The following is a 13,063-nucleotide window of genomic DNA, read 5'->3' as shown; positions in this document are numbered from 1 at the left end:
CCCCCCCCCCCCCCCACCCCCCCCCCCCCCCCCCCCCCCGGCCGCCATCACAGCTTGAAGAAGGCCTGAGCGTTGTCGCGCAGGATGCCTTGACGCTGCGCGGGGGTCAGGAAGTCCACCCCACGCACCAGGCTGCCAATGTCTTGCTCACCCAGGGGGAAAGGGTAGTCAGAGCCCAGCATCACACGGTCTGCGCCCATCACATCGACCAGCAGGCGCAGGGCCCCCGGGTTGAACACCACGCTGTCGACGTGAAAGCGCCGTGCGTATTCCGAAGGCTTGCGCGGGCAATCCTTGCGCACGATGTCGCGGTGCTCCCAGGCGTTGTCGACCCGACCCAGACCGTAGGCGAAGTTGCCACCGCCATGGGCAAAGCAGATCTTCAGCGACTCGGGAATGCGCTCCATGGCGCCCGACATGATCAGGGAGAGCATGCCCAGCTGGGTTTCGGCCGGCATGGCCACCAGCCAGGGCAGCATCCATTTCTGCATGCGCTTGTCGCCTCCCATCATGTCCCAGGGGTGGACCAGCACCGGGATGTCCTGCTCGGCGCAATGGATCAGGAACTCGACCAGTTGCTCATCGTCGAGGTCTTTGTCCCCGAGGTGGTTGCCGATCTGAATGCCCACGCAGCCGGCCTGCATGGCGCGCGAGGCCTCGGCACAGGCGGCCTCCAGGTCTTGCAGGGGCACCTGGGCCAGCGGCTTCAGGCGCGTTGGATGCGGTGCGCAAAAGGCCAGCGCCATGTCGTTCATGCGCGCTGCCCAGTCTGCCGCCCGCTGGGCCTGCCAGGCATACCCGAACATGACCGGGGTGGCGCACACGAGCTGCATGGCAATGCCTTGCTGATCCAGCTCCTGAACCCGATAGCCAGGGTCCCACAGCGCCTGGTAGACCGGCCGGAAAGGCTTCTCACCCAGCATGATCTGCCCGGTCCGTCCGCCCTCATCGACAGCCAGCCAAGGGGCCCGTTCGGGCGCCATGGCGCGGGCCTGATCAGCGCTGATCGGCGGGAAGAAATGGGCGTGCATATCGATCATGCGTACACCTTTGCGTGAGACGACTTGGCGATGTCCTGGTGCCAGGTCTTGAAGTCACGGCCCGGATGCTGCAGACCACATTTCGGGCACACACGCTCGGCATCAGGCGTGGCATAGAACTGCTCATACACCGGCGGCAGGTCGGCCACGATGCTCTGCAGTTGCATCTCATAGCGCTTGATCAAGGTTCCGCAGGCTGCACAACCCCATTGCAAGGCGTCGGCTTCGCCCGCCGGACGGCGCCGTTCCACCACCAGGCAACGGCTGTCTGCATCGGGCCGCTGAGGCGAGTGCAGCACGTGCGGAGGCATCAGGAACACATCGCCCTCGTTGAGGGTGACGCGCTCATAGCGGTCCCGGTCCCAGATGATGATGAAGGCGTTGCCCTTGAACTGGTAGAAGAACTCTTCCACCGGATCGTCGTGAAAATCACTGCGCTCATTGGGGCCGGCCACCACGGTCACCATGAAATCGGAATCAGGCCAGATCTGGGCATTCCCGACCGGGGGGCGCAGCAGGTGATTGTGTTCGCCCAGCCATTGGCCAAAGTTCAGGGGCATGCCGTATTTCATTTCAAACATCTTGAGTCTCCTTGGTTTGTTGTGGGGCACTGGGGTGATACGCCACAGCCTTGATCTCGATGAGCAGGTGGGGATGTGGCAACTGATGCACTGCGACGGTGGTGCGGGTGGGCCCGTCGTAGTCGAAATACTCGGCCCAGACTTCGTTGAAGCCACCGAAATCGTTCATGTTCACGAGGAAGACCTGGGTCTCGACCACGTTTGCGAGCCCAGCCCCGACACTTTTCAGGATGTCGCGGATGTTCTCGATCACGGCCCGGGTCTGGGCCCGGATGTCCAGCGCCGTGACCCCCATCGGGTCGACCTGGACACCCTCGAAACTGTTGTCGGGCCGGCGTGAGCTGGTCCCTGATACGTAGATGAAATCGCCGGCCCGCTTGAGGTGGGGAAAGCGGCCTCGCGGTGTGGCCTTGCCGGCCACCACCTGTGCACCTGAAGTCATGTGCTTGTCTCCTGTGAGTCTGTTGTTCTGGATGGGCCCGATGGCGGTCTTCAGCGGGTGCTGAAAGCCACCTGACCCAGGGCGCTTGCGCCGCTGCCGATGCGGCACTGCACGTGCAAGCCGGGTGTCAGTGCTTCGGCCGCGGTGGCGGCGCCAGCCATGATCAAAGAGCCCGGAGGCAGGCTCAGGCCCGACTGGTGCAGCAGGCGTGAGGCCTGCACGATGGAACGCAGCGGATGCCCCAGGATGGCGGCCGTGGAGCCCACCTGCACATCGCGGCCATCAAACTGCATGCGCACACCGGCATTGGGCAGGCCAGAGAAATCGCGGCTCCAGGCCCCGACCACCAGACCCGCCGACGAGCAGTTGTCGGCCACCACGTCTTCCAGGGTGAACTTGAAGTTGCGGTAGCGCGAATCGATGATCTCCATCGCCGGCGCCACGGCCTCCAGGTAATCCGCGGCCTCAAGTGCCGTCAGGGGGGCATCGATGGTGCGGCGGGTCAGAAAGCAGACCTCGGGCTCCACGCGGGGATGGATGAATCGCTTCAGGTCGACCACACCGCCGTCTTCGTCCAGCATGGTGTTGGTGAGCCAGCCCCAGATCAGGTTGTCCACCCCCATCTGGACCATCTTGGCCCGGCTGGTGAAGCCCAGCTTGATGCCGACGCGGTGCTCGCCACGCGCCACCCGGCGATCAATCGAGGCGCGCTGGATGGCATAGGCTTCAGCAAGGTCAAATTGCCCTGCCGGAAATTGCTGCACATCATGGGCATGGTGGGCCGCGTCATCCAGGACGGCGGCGAAGCTGTCGATTTTGTTCATGTCGGTTCTCTGAATTCCTTGGGGGCTGGGGGTGGCGTGACGGCCGGTGCTCATCGTTCGAACACGGCGCGGATCGACCCCAGGCCTTCGATGTGGGCCGTGAACACATCACCGCGCTGCACCGGCACCATGGGCCCCAATGCACCGGTCATGAGCACGTCGCCCGCGCGCAGGGGCGTGCCCATGCGCGCCATCACATTGGCCAGCCAGACGGCGGCATTGAGCGGGTTGCCCAGGCAGGCCGAGCCCGCGCCCACCGACACCTGATCACCACGGCGCTCCATCACCATGCCGCAATCAGCCAGCTCCAGGCGGCTCAGCTTGACGGGCCGGGTGCCCAGCACAAACAGGCTGGAGGACGCGTTGTCGGCCACCGTGTCGGCCAGCCGGATGTCCCAGTTGCGGATGCGGCTGCCGACCACTTCAAGCGCAGGCAGGGCATAGGCCGTGGCGTTGATCAGGTCGGCCACGGTGTGACGGCTGTGCGGCAGGTCCCGGCCCAGCACCAGGGCGATCTCGGCTTCGATCTTGGGTTGCTGCAGGCGCGACCAGCCGATCTCTTCGCCATCACCCACGGCCATGTCGGCAAACAGGGCGCCGAAATCGGGCGAGTCCACGCCCAGTTGGCGTTGCACCGCCACCGAGGTCAGGCCGATCTTGCGCCCGACCAGGCGCCCGCCGGCGTCCAGTCGACGCTGGGTCAGGTCCTGCTGGACCTGGTAGGCTGCTTGCAGCACATCGCCCCCCTGGGCGCCCTGCTCGATTTGTTCACGCACCGGGGCCACGGCCTCACCGGTTTGCTCCGCGGACCAGAGCAGGTCCGCAACGGCTTTCAAAGTGGGATTCACAACAGCCCTCCTGAGGCGGGGTAAAAACAGAATTCGATTTCCACCAGAGCCCCGAGGGGCAGGTGGGTGACACCCAAGGCCGTGCGGGCCGGCGGTGTGAGGTTGGCGAACTGGCGCTCCCAGACTTCATTGATGGCACCGAACTCCTCGAACACCGTGGTGTAGAGGCGTGCCACGCACAGATCGGCCATGTGCAATCCGTAGTCCGGCAAGGCCAACGCGAGGTTGTCGAAGATGCGCTGGGTCTGGGGGCCCACGCCCCCTGGCACCAGTTGGCCCGTGGCGGGATCCAGGGCCACCATGCCCGACAGCCAGGCCAGCGGTCCCACCTTCACGCAGGGCGTGTAGCGAAAGCGCGGCGCCGCCAAGCGCGGCGAACTGAGGTTCTGCCGCTGCATGCTCAGCCCACCTTGATGCAGATGTTGCTGACTTCAGAGTAGAAATCGAGCGACCAGCGTCCACCCTCACGGCCCAGCCCTGACAGCTTGGTGCCACCAAACGGAGTGCGCAGATCCCGCACGTACCAGGTGTTGACCCACACGATGCCGGTATCGAACTGGCGTGCCACGCGGTGGGCGCGCTGCAGATTGGTCGTCCACAGAGTGCCGGCCAGGCCGTAGTTGGAGTCGTTGGCTCGGCGCATCACCTCTTCTTCGGTGTCGAACGGCGCGATGTGACACACCGGTCCGAACACCTCTTCGCGCACGCAACGGGCCGTGTCGGGCAGACCGGTCCAGATGGTGGGCTGAATGAAGGCACCGTCATCGCGCTCGTCGCCGAAATGAGGAATGCCGCCGCCTGTGACCACCTTGGCGCCCTCCTCCACGGCGAGCTTGAAGTACGAAAGCACCTTGGCCCGATGCTTGTGCGAGATCAGTGAGCCCATGTCCACACCGGGTTCGTCGGGGTAGCCAATGCGCAGCTTCTCGGCACCAGCCTTCAGGGCCTGCACAAAGCGATCGAAGATCGGACGCTCGACATACACCCGCTCCGAGCACAGGCAGACCTGTCCGGTGTTGGCAAAGGAAGAGCGCAGCACCCCCTCCACTGCCGCGTCGAAATCGCAGTCGGCAAACACGATGGCGGCGTTCTTGCCACCCAGTTCGAACGACACCTCTTTCACCCCGTCGGCCACAGCCTTCATGATGGTCGATCCGGTGCGCGATTCGCCTGTGAAAGTGATGCCGTCGATGCCCGGGTGGGCCGACATCGCGGCCCCGGCCGAATTGGCGCCAAAGCCATGCACGAGGTTGAACACACCCGGGGGCACGCCGGCCTCATGGAAGGCCTCGGCCAGCAAGGTGGCCGACGAGGGGGTTTCTTCGGAGGGCTTGACCACCAGGGTGTTGCCACAGATCAGCGCCGGTGCGGCCTTCCAGGTCATCGACAGGATGGGCAGGTTCCAGGGCGAGATGCTGGCCACCACACCCAGCGGCTTGCGCACGGTGTAGTTGAGCAAGGCCTCGCCTTGAGCGGTGCGACTTTCAAAGCACTCGCCGTGGGCGACCTTGCCCAGGTCGGCGAAGGTGCGCAGGTTGGCAATCGCGCGGAACACGTCCAGGTTGCGGGCCTGGGTCACGGGGCGGCCGGTATCGGCGACCTCGGCCGCGACGAACTCGTCGAAGCGGCGTTCGATGACATCGGCCACCTTGTGCAACCAGGCGGCGCGCTCATCGACCGTGCTGTGCCCCCAGGGGCCCTCCAGCGCCTTGCGGGCCGCCTGTACCGCACGGTCGACCAGGGCCGCATCGGCTTCATGGACTCGGCCCAGCAGGCGCCCATGCAAAGGGCTGATGTTGTCGAACTGGCGCTCGGTGGAGACGAACTCACCATCGACGTAATTGCGCAGGGAGTCCAGCGAGGCTGGCAGCATGAATGGGTAGGACAAAGAAACCTCCGACGTGAAACTGGGAGGCACTGTAGGGAGCAGACCGCGCTTTGGATAATGAAAACAAAGACGCGATCTATAGCGCCCGGGAATAGCGGAAAACCCGCCCCACGTCCGAGGCATTCAGCGTGGCCTGCGCAGGCCGGTGGACGCCTTGAGATCAGATCGATGCCATGAGGGATTCAGGCTGGCGCCGGCCGCCACCCTCGAGTCGGGGCAGGCGGCACTCAGACCGAGGCGCGCAAGGCCTCGATGAAACGCTGGCACGCAGCGCTGGGCTGGCGATGCGAAGAGACGCTGTAGCCCACGGTGGCAAAGGCCTCAAGCGGGCCCAGCGAAAGCCGCGACAGCAGGCCCGTCTCCTCGAAGCGCTGGGCCGCCAGTTGCGGCATCAAGGCCACCATGGGTCGCCGACGAAGCAAGCCCATGTTGGTGAGCACCGACACCGAATACACCACCCGCGCCGGCAAGGGCAGCTTCTCGCTGTCGAACATGGCGCAGGCAGCGCCGTAGGCCACTGAATCGGGGGTGGGCAGGATCCACTCCTGGTCATGCAGCTCACGCAGGGTGAGGCCCTGCCGTGCGGCCAGCGGATGCTGTCTGTCGACGACCACGCACAGTGCCTCGTCGTAAAGGGTCTGATGTTGCAGGCGGTCGGGATGCAGGACACCGGGCAGGACATCGTTGTCGCGCGGCAGGTAACCCACCACCACGTCCAGATCGCCCCGGGCCAAGGCTGGAAAGAGCGTGGTGTTGGTGCCCACCCGCACCTCGACCTCCACATCGGGCGCCCCTCCGCGCAGGCGGTGGATGGCCTCGGGCACCAACACCGCCGAGGCGGTGATCAACGTGCCCACCACCACGTGGCCCGACACCCCCATCTGCCAGGCATTGAGCCCATCGGACAGGCAGCGCAGTTCCAGCAGCATGGTGCGGGCATGGCGCTCGAACAGGCGCCCGAACTCGGTCAGGGCCACGCCCTTCTTGCTGCGCACGAACAGGTCCTGGTCGAGGTAACGCTCCAGTTCGTGCAAGGACTTGCTGACAGCAGGCTGGGTCAGGGCCAACTCGCGCGAGGCGGCCAGAATCGAGCCTGCTGACACCACGGCCTCGAACACCACCAGTTGGGAGAGTTTGAGGGAGCGCGCCAAAGACAGGCGCGACTGTTTGAAGTTCCGCATCGTGCATGACCTCTTGAATGGAGCTGCCCGGAATAGACAGACACTGCGGCGCAGTGGCTCGGCAGCTTAGAGGCGTCCTGTACGGACCGGGTAAGCAAATGCTAGGGGCTGAGCCCCCCTCTGGCGATCAGGTGGCCTGCTGGCGTGCCGTGGGCATGACCAGCGCCTCCCCCTCAATCACCACCTTGCCAGCAACCGTGCAGACAGTCGTCAAGCTCACTCGTCGTTTCTCGGGAAACAATTCCTTGACAGTCACGGTGGCTTTGACCGTATCGCCAGGGTGCACTGGAGCCTTGAAACGCAGGCTTTGCGAGAGGTAGATCGTGCCCGGGCCGGGCAACTTGCCGGCAATGGCCGCCGAGATCACGCTGGCCGTGAGCATGCCATGCGCGATGCGGCCTTTGAAAGGCGTGGCACTGGCGAACTCCTCGTTGATGTGCATGGCGTTGTTGTCGCCCGAGGCACCGGCAAACAGGACGATGTCGGCCTCGGTGATGGTCTTGGCAAAGCTGGCACTCATGCCCGCCTGCAGGTCTTCAAAATCATGGCCTTGGAGGTCATTCATGGATGGCTTTCGATGGATAGGAGATCAGAGGACACACCCCGCGCCCGTCAGGCGGCGCGGCGCAGTGGTGCAGGCTGGTTGAACGCGGCAAGCAGACGCGACTGTTCTGCGCGGGCGGCTTCGAGGTTGCGGTGCTTCACATGGCCATAACCACGGATGGCATCAGGCAGTTGGGCCAGCTTCAAGGCCGTGTCGAAGTTGTCCCGACGCAGGCGGCTCAGAACATCCACCATCTGTCGGCAGTAGTCCTCGATGAGTTGCCGCTCCTGACGACGCTCTTCGGTCTTGCCGAAGATATCCAGCACGCCGCCGCGCAGGCCCTTGCAGCGGGCCAGCCATTTGAAGGCGGTCAACACCCAGGGGCCGTAGGCTCGCTTGATCAGATGGCCCGTCACCGGGTCACGCTTGGACAGCAGCGGTGGGGCCAGGTGGAACTGCAGGCGGTGGCCGGGTTTGAACTCGGACTCCAGGCGGGCCAGGAACTCGGGTGCGGTGTGCAGGCGGGCCACCTCGTACTCGTCCTTGTAGGCCATGAGCTTGTAGAGGTTGCGCGCCACGGCCTCGGCGATCAGGGTGCTGCCCGGCAGGGCATGGCGCTCCAGGTCGGCCACCTGGCGCACGAACTGGGTGTATCGGCGGGCATAGGCCTCGTTCTGGTAGTCGATCAGCTCGGGCACCCGGCGCTGCAGCAGGCGCAGCAGCTCGCCATCGGCACCACAGGCATCGACCATCTTCTGGGCGCTTGCACTCAAGCGGGCCGGGCGGTGCAAAGTGACCACGCTGCCCGCAGTTGCCACGGGGTTGAGGCGAGCAATCTCGGCCTCTACCAGATCACGGCGGCTCACGGCCAGACGGCCCCAGCGGAAAGCAGCCAGCCCCATGTCGACGGCCACGCCGGCCTGCACGATGGCCGCCTCGATCGAGGCGGCCTCCAAGGGCAAGGCACCGGCCTGGTAGGCCACGCCCACCATGAAGATGTTGGTGGCCATGCTGTCGGCAAACAGGCCTTCGGCCAGGCCCTGACCATCCAGGAAGACGTTGTCAGCGGCTCGGCTGACACGCTGGATGCCTTGCATCAAGGGGTCCAGTTCGGGAAACTGGACATGGCGGTCGGACACCATCTGCCCGGTGGGGGTACGGGTGGTCGAGACCACGGCCACCGTGACCTCAGGATGGCACTTGTCCAGGTTCTTGGGGTCGGTGGCGTTCAGGATGTCAAAGCCCAGGTACAGATCGGCACAGCCATCGCTGATCTTGTTGGCGCCCTGGAACGGTGCTGCCGTGATCTTCAGGTCCGAGATCACGGCCCCACCCTTTTGCGCCAGGCCGGTCTGGTCCAGCCCGATCACATGCTTGCCCTCGATGCGGGCCGCGTTGGCGATGGTGGAGGCCACCGTGACCGAGCCGGTTCCGCCAATGCCCATGATGTGCACACCAAAGTCGCCCCGCACCTTGAGTTCGGGTTCGAGCAACGCATGCTCCATGGCCGGGATGCGACCCTTCTTCTTTTTCTTCACGGGCGCAGCCCCCGCCGCTTCGGGCGCAGGGGTGACGGTCAGGAACGAGGGGCAGAAGCCGTCGACACAGGAAAAGTCCTTGTTGCACGAGCCCTGGTGGATGCGCGTCTTGCGACCGAAGTCCGTCTCGATGGGCTCCACGCTCATGCAGTTGGACTGCTCGCCACAATCGCCACAGCCTTCACACACCCGCTCGTTGATGACCACGCTTTCCGCCGGTTCGGGCCGTTGGCCACGCCCGCGCAGGCGGCGCAATTCGGCAGCGCACTCCTGGTCATGGATCAGAACGGTGGTGCCAGGCACGGCCGCCAGGGTGCGCTGGGCCTCATCCAGGCGATCGCGGTGCCAGACCTCGGTGCCGCCGGGCAAGGCCACGCCGTTGTACTTGGACGGGTCATCGGTGGTGATCAGCACCTGGGTGGCGCCGTTGGCCAGCAACTCGGACACCACGTTGGCCACCGGGTGGCTGCCCTGGATGTCCTGGCCCCCCGTCATGGAGGTGTGGGCGTTGTAGAGCAGCTTGTAGGTGATGTTGACGCCGGCTGCCACGGTGTAGCGCAGGGCCAGGCTACCGGAGTGGAAGTAGGTGCCGTCGCCCATGTTCTGGAAAATGTGCGGCACCTCGGTGAACGGCGCCATGCCGATCCACTGCGCGCCTTCGGCCCCCATGTGCGTGCCCATGACCACGTTGCGGTCCATCCACATGGCCATGGTGTGGCAGCCGATGCCCGCCGACACCACGCTGCCATCCGGGGCCACGGTCGAACTGTTGTGCGGGCAGCCCGAACAGAACCAGGCGGTGCGGCCTGCGGTGTCGGGATCGTCGCGCAGGTGAATCGCATCCAGGCGATGCAGCCACGCCTCGGCCGATTCAATGCGCGCCTTCTGCGACAGGCGCTTGTAGAGCGCGCGGGCGATCACGTCGGATTCGAACTCGCCGCCCGGCGGCAACAAGGGCTGCTCCTGCTCATCGAACTTGCCGACGATGCGAGGGGCACGTGCGCTTCCGTACAGCACGTTCTTGGCAAACATCTCCAGGAACGGACGCTTCTCTTCGATCACGAACAGCTCTTCCAGACCCTCGGCGAACTCGCGCACGATGGTGGGCTCCATGGGGAACAACATGCCCATCTTGAGAATGCGCACGCCGTGCCGCTTCAAGGCCGCCTCGTCCAGCCCCATCTCGCGCAGGGCCTGCATCAGGTCGTTGTAGGTCTTGCCTGCCGTCATGATGCCCAGCCACGCGTCCCGGTTGGGCAGCACCACGTTGTTGAGCTTGTTCACCCTCGCGTAGCGCTTGGCCAGTTCCAGGCGCTGCGTGTACAGCGAGTGCTCCATCTCCAGGGCCTCGGCCCGCACGTTCATGCCCAGGTTCATGCGCGGCGTGAAAGGCACGCCATCGAACTCCAGGTCGGGCAGCTGAAAGTTCAGGCGCTCGGGCGAGACTTCGGCACTGCCGCTGCCATCAGCCACATTGGTGACCATCTTGAGGCCCACCCACAAACCAGACAGGCGCGACATCTGGTAACCATGCAAGCCGAGATCCAGGATGTCCTGCACGGTGCCCGGGTACAGCGCAGGCATGCCCAGGTGGAACAACATGGGCTCACTTTGGCTGGGCAATGACGACGACTTGCAGCTGGGGTCGTCCCCCACCACGGCCAGCACCCCGCCGTTCTTGCCCATGCCGGTGTAGTTGGCGTGCTTGAGCGCGTCACCGCTGCGATCCACCCCCGGGGCCTTGCCGTACCAGAGGCCGGTGACACCATCGAACTTCTCCTGGCCCACAGCGCCCAGCATCTGGGTCCCCCAGACCGCCGTGGCCGCCAGGTCTTCGTTGAGGCCGTCGACGAAACGGATGTTGTGCTCCAGCAGCAGCTTTTGCCGCTTGATCAACGCGGCGTCCAGCATGCCGACCGGCGAGCCCCGGTAGCCCGACACGAACATGCCGGTGCGCAGGCCGCGGCGCTGGTCGGTGCGAATCTGGTCCAGCGTCAATCGCACCAGGGCGTCAATGCCCCCCAGGTGAACGACGCCTTCTTCTCGGATGAACGGACTGTTGGGGTCTTGCTTCGCAGACATGAATCGACTCTCTAGATGGAACGGGCACACAGGGATGGGATCGGCACAGGGGCCGATGACGCAGCCAAGCTGCTCCGGGCTCACGCAAACAGACACACCCGGGCGACAGCTCTCCGCTGGAGACGTCCGTGCAGGCCCGCACGACCGGCAGCAGCGGTGCGCGGCCACTTTAGCCAGGGCCTTGCGCCCTGAATAATGAAAAACTCCGAGCGATGTATGCCCGTTGTGAATAGCTGATGCCGCCCTGCCTTGGAGCGCTCACAGCCCGCCGCCACCGCTCAGGTGGGGGCTTGCGCCTGCCCAGGCCTACCAGCGTTCCATGTAGGGCCGCAGGTCCAACTCGAAGGTCCAGGCATCGCGTGGCTGCTGGTGCAGCAGCCAGTAGTTGTCAGCGATGTGCTCGGGATTGAGGATGCCGTCCTGCGCTTTCAGGGCGTAGCGCTCGGGGAAGTTGCTGCGGATGAATTCGGTGTCGATGGCACCATCGACCACCACATGGGCCACATGGATGCCCAGCGGACCCAGCTCACGCGCCATGCTTTGGGCCAGCGCCCGCAAGGCGTGCTTGGCCCCTGCAAAGGCCGCAAAGCCCGCCGCACCGCGCAAGGCGGCGGTGGCGCCGGTGAACAAGATGGTGCCACGCCCGCGCGGCACCATGCGGCGCGCGGCGGCCTGGGCGTTCAGGAAGCCGCTGAAACAGGCCATCTCCCAGATCTTGAAGTACTTGCGGGCGGTTTCATCCAGCACACTGCAGGGCACGTTGGCGCCGATGTTGAACACCAGCACCTCGATGGGCCCATGCTCGGCCTCGATGCGTTCAAACAGGGCCTGCACCTCGTCTTCCTTGCGGGCATCGCTGGCATAACCGTGCGCCTGGCCACCGTCGGCACGGATGGCGTCCACCAGAGGCTGCAGCTTGTCAGCAGTGCGGCGCGTGACGCAGCTGATGTAGCCCTCGCGGGCAAAGCGCTTGGCAATGGCGCCGCCTGTGGCGTCGCCCGCACCGATCACCAAGGCCACGCCGCGTGGCTGCTGTGTCTGCGTCATACCGGAATCTCCATGGAGGGTGGGTGCCGTGACCGGCCTGGTAACGATCTTGCCTGCAAGGCGGCCGTGCCGGCAAGCCCGCCGCTGTCACCCTGGCGCGAGACACTCAGGGATGGCCGCCTTGACACCCTGCACCCACCTGCCTACGGTGAGCGATCCGCCCAACCTGACTTCGGAGACAACATGGGTCGCACAGTGGAGTTCTTTTTCGACGTGGGCAGCCCGGCCTCGTACCTGGCCTGGACGCAGCTGCCCACCCTGGCTGCCGAGACCGGCGCCCAACTGCAATGGCGCCCGATGTTGTTGGGCGGCGTGTTCCAGGCCACCGGCAACGCCTCGCCGGCCACCGTGCCGGCCAAGGGGGCTTATGTGTTCCACGACCTGGCGCGCTACGCCCTGCGCTACGGGGTGAGCTTGCAGCGCAACCCTTTCTTTCCGATCAACACCCTGATGCTGATGCGGGCGGCCACCGGCTTTGTGATGCACCAGCCCGAACAGCTGCAGGCCTACCTGAAGGCCGTGTTCGAGGGCATCTGGGTGCGGGGCCTCAACCTCAGCCACGCCGCCGTGGTGGTCGAGCTGCTGTCGGGCGCGGGGCTCGATGCGGATCAGGTGCTGGCCTGGTGCTCGGATGCCGAGGTCAAGGCCCAACTGAAGAACACCACCGACGAGGCCGTGCGACGCGGCGTGTTCGGTGCGCCCACCTGTTTTGTCGGCGAAGAGATGTTCTTCGGACAAGACCGGCTTGAGTTCATCCGGGCGGCCCTGCAGACAGCTCAGGCCTGACCCTCGTCAACGATGGGGGCACCTGGTGCGGCCACCAGCGGATGGGGCTGTTCCGAGGCCACGGCCACCAGCTGCAGCCCCAGCACCCTGGCCATTTCGGCCAAGGTGCTCAGGCGAGGGTCGATGGCGCCCGACTCGATGCGTTGCACCGTCATGCGCGACAGCCCTGCCTGCTCGGCCAGCTCCTGCTGTTTGAGCCCCTGGCGTTTGCGGGCAGCTTGCAGTTCGGCGATCAGGTTCATGGGTGAGCTCCAGCACTCAA

The 13,063-nt window shown here is 65.2% G+C and carries 13 protein-coding genes; 1 reads left to right on the top strand and 12 read right to left on the bottom strand.

The window, feature by feature from the left end:
- Positions 1–47: 47 nt before the first annotated feature.
- The 11 genes from AC3WUT_RS19415 to AC3WUT_RS19365 all read right to left on the bottom strand — a co-directional run bounded on the left by AC3WUT_RS19415 (position 48) and on the right by AC3WUT_RS19365 (position 12,015).
- A complete protein-coding gene (locus tag AC3WUT_RS19415; protein ID WP_492348730.1) occupies positions 48–1,040 on the bottom strand; it encodes an amidohydrolase family protein in 993 nt (330 codons plus the stop codon).
- Positions 1,037–1,621: a 3-hydroxyanthranilate 3,4-dioxygenase gene (locus AC3WUT_RS19410; protein ID WP_492348729.1), complete on the bottom strand. Its 585-nt coding sequence runs from the start codon at positions 1,619–1,621 to the stop codon at positions 1,037–1,039. The genes AC3WUT_RS19415 and AC3WUT_RS19410 overlap by 4 nt, the downstream gene beginning before the upstream one ends.
- The gene (locus AC3WUT_RS19405) at positions 1,614–2,063 is read right to left on the bottom strand and encodes a RidA family protein (protein ID WP_492348728.1); all 450 of its coding nucleotides are present in this window, start codon (positions 2,061–2,063) and stop codon (positions 1,614–1,616) included. The genes AC3WUT_RS19410 and AC3WUT_RS19405 overlap by 8 nt, the downstream gene beginning before the upstream one ends.
- A gap of 50 nt (positions 2,064–2,113) precedes the next feature.
- Positions 2,114–2,887, bottom strand: coding sequence for a 2-keto-4-pentenoate hydratase (locus AC3WUT_RS19400; RefSeq protein WP_492348727.1), 774 nt, complete (start codon positions 2,885–2,887; stop codon positions 2,114–2,116).
- A gap of 50 nt (positions 2,888–2,937) precedes the next feature.
- Positions 2,938–3,735 (bottom strand): 2-keto-4-pentenoate hydratase, encoded by a 798-nt coding sequence (locus tag AC3WUT_RS19395; RefSeq protein WP_492348726.1) that lies wholly within the window; start codon positions 3,733–3,735, stop codon positions 2,938–2,940.
- Positions 3,732–4,133: a RidA family protein gene (locus AC3WUT_RS19390; RefSeq protein WP_492348725.1), complete on the bottom strand. Its 402-nt coding sequence runs from the start codon at positions 4,131–4,133 to the stop codon at positions 3,732–3,734. Before AC3WUT_RS19390 ends, AC3WUT_RS19395 begins: the two co-directional genes overlap by 4 nt.
- A gap of 2 nt (positions 4,134–4,135) precedes the next feature.
- On the bottom strand, positions 4,136–5,608 hold the full coding sequence (locus tag AC3WUT_RS19385; protein WP_492348837.1) for a 2-hydroxymuconic semialdehyde dehydrogenase: 1,473 nt from the start codon (positions 5,606–5,608) through the stop codon (positions 4,136–4,138).
- 242 nt (positions 5,609–5,850) lie between these two features.
- Positions 5,851–6,804, bottom strand: a complete 954-nt coding sequence (locus AC3WUT_RS19380) for a LysR substrate-binding domain-containing protein (protein WP_492348724.1) — start codon at positions 6,802–6,804, stop codon at positions 5,851–5,853.
- Between the two features lie 127 nt (positions 6,805–6,931).
- Positions 6,932–7,369 (bottom strand): MaoC family dehydratase, encoded by a 438-nt coding sequence (locus AC3WUT_RS19375; protein WP_492348723.1) that lies wholly within the window; start codon positions 7,367–7,369, stop codon positions 6,932–6,934.
- 47 nt (positions 7,370–7,416) lie between these two features.
- Entirely contained in the window at positions 7,417–10,968 is a 3,552-nt protein-coding gene (locus tag AC3WUT_RS19370; RefSeq protein ID WP_492348722.1) for an indolepyruvate ferredoxin oxidoreductase family protein, read from the bottom strand.
- Positions 10,969–11,274: 306 nt separating this feature from the next.
- Positions 11,275–12,015, bottom strand: a complete 741-nt coding sequence (locus tag AC3WUT_RS19365) for an SDR family oxidoreductase (protein WP_492348721.1) — start codon at positions 12,013–12,015, stop codon at positions 11,275–11,277.
- A 183-nt stretch (positions 12,016–12,198) separates the two neighbouring features.
- Here AC3WUT_RS19365 and AC3WUT_RS19360 point away from each other — a divergent pair, with 183 nt between their 5' ends.
- Positions 12,199–12,801 carry a 2-hydroxychromene-2-carboxylate isomerase gene (locus tag AC3WUT_RS19360; RefSeq protein ID WP_492348720.1) on the top strand — a complete coding sequence of 201 codons (603 nt, stop codon included), beginning with the start codon at positions 12,199–12,201 and terminating at the stop codon, positions 12,799–12,801.
- Here the strand turns inward: AC3WUT_RS19360 and AC3WUT_RS19355 are convergent.
- Positions 12,792–13,043, bottom strand: a complete 252-nt coding sequence (locus tag AC3WUT_RS19355; RefSeq protein ID WP_492348719.1) for a helix-turn-helix transcriptional regulator — start codon at positions 13,041–13,043, stop codon at positions 12,792–12,794. The genes AC3WUT_RS19360 and AC3WUT_RS19355 overlap by 10 nt on opposite strands.
- Between the last annotated feature and the right edge of the window lie 20 nt (positions 13,044–13,063).

The sequence above is a fragment of the Curvibacter sp. EU05-FHT14A10 genome (assembly GCF_058791075.1).
This window is presented reverse-complemented; position numbering and strand designations above follow the sequence as displayed.

Bases quoted from the DNA above. Each gene is read 5' to 3' on its own strand.
- AC3WUT_RS19415 (WP_492348730.1), bottom strand. From the start codon at position 1,040: ATGATCGATATGCACGCCCATTTCTTCCCGCCGATCAGCGCTGATCAG.
- AC3WUT_RS19410 (WP_492348729.1), bottom strand. From the start codon at position 1,621: ATGTTTGAAATGAAATACGGCATGCCCCTGAACTTTGGCCAATGGCTG.
- AC3WUT_RS19405 (WP_492348728.1), bottom strand. From the start codon at position 2,063: ATGACTTCAGGTGCACAGGTGGTGGCCGGCAAGGCCACACCGCGAGGC.
- AC3WUT_RS19400 (WP_492348727.1), bottom strand. From the start codon at position 2,887: ATGAACAAAATCGACAGCTTCGCCGCCGTCCTGGATGACGCGGCCCAC.
- AC3WUT_RS19390 (WP_492348725.1), bottom strand. From the start codon at position 4,133: ATGCAGCGGCAGAACCTCAGTTCGCCGCGCTTGGCGGCGCCGCGCTTT.
- AC3WUT_RS19385 (WP_492348837.1), bottom strand. From the start codon at position 5,608: ATGCTGCCAGCCTCGCTGGACTCCCTGCGCAATTACGTCGATGGTGAG.
- AC3WUT_RS19380 (WP_492348724.1), bottom strand. From the start codon at position 6,804: ATGCGGAACTTCAAACAGTCGCGCCTGTCTTTGGCGCGCTCCCTCAAA.
- AC3WUT_RS19375 (WP_492348723.1), bottom strand. From the start codon at position 7,369: ATGAATGACCTCCAAGGCCATGATTTTGAAGACCTGCAGGCGGGCATG.
- AC3WUT_RS19370 (WP_492348722.1), bottom strand. From the start codon at position 10,968: ATGTCTGCGAAGCAAGACCCCAACAGTCCGTTCATCCGAGAAGAAGGC.
- AC3WUT_RS19365 (WP_492348721.1), bottom strand. From the start codon at position 12,015: ATGACGCAGACACAGCAGCCACGCGGCGTGGCCTTGGTGATCGGTGCG.
- AC3WUT_RS19360 (WP_492348720.1), top strand. From the start codon at position 12,199: ATGGGTCGCACAGTGGAGTTCTTTTTCGACGTGGGCAGCCCGGCCTCG.
- AC3WUT_RS19355 (WP_492348719.1), bottom strand. From the start codon at position 13,043: ATGAACCTGATCGCCGAACTGCAAGCTGCCCGCAAACGCCAGGGGCTC.